Consider the following 537-nt stretch of genomic DNA (forward strand, 5'->3'; position numbering starts at 1 on the left):
GGTGAAGGTGGCGAGACGTCCCGAACTCATGCTGAAGCTCCTTGCAAGTTTAAGGCGCTACGATTGGCGAGGCCGCCAGGTCGGACCGGCGCGGTTCCACGCCAGCGAAAAGGCTGCCTTCCTCGAACCAGCTCTTTGGCGCCGGCGCGCCCCACAGCGTCTGGCGTTGCGGGTCCTTCAGGTCCCATTTGATCGGCTCCAGATCCGGATCGACCGTCTGGTAGTCCGAGCAATAGATCTCGATGCGGTGGTTGTCCGGGTCGCGAATATACAGGAAGAGGGCGTTGGAGATGCCGTGCCGGCCGGGCCCCCGCTCGATGTTCGCTACCCAGCCGGTCGTGGCCATCAGGTCGAGCAGATCGATGATGTTGAGCGGCGTCGGCACCCAGAAGGCGACATGGTGGAGTCGCGGGCCGAAACCGTTGGTGAAGGCGATGTCGTGCACGCCGCCCTTGCGATGCGTCCAGGCGGCCCACAGCCTCCCGCTATCGGCGTCCTCGGTGTATTCGGTGACGCGGAAGCCGAGCTCGTTATAGA

General features: G+C 64.1%; 1 protein-coding gene. It reads right to left on the reverse strand.

Features of this window, described 5'->3' with window-relative positions; all coding sequences use genetic code 11:
• Window positions 1-49: 49 nt before the first annotated feature.
• A partial coding sequence (locus EN742_RS37155) for a VOC family protein (RefSeq protein ID WP_189375779.1) occupies window positions 50-537 on the reverse strand: 488 nt, incomplete at its 5' end.

The organism is Mesorhizobium sp. M4A.F.Ca.ET.020.02.1.1, assembly GCF_004022645.1.
In the GTDB taxonomy this organism is placed as follows: domain Bacteria; phylum Pseudomonadota; class Alphaproteobacteria; order Rhizobiales; family Rhizobiaceae; genus Mesorhizobium.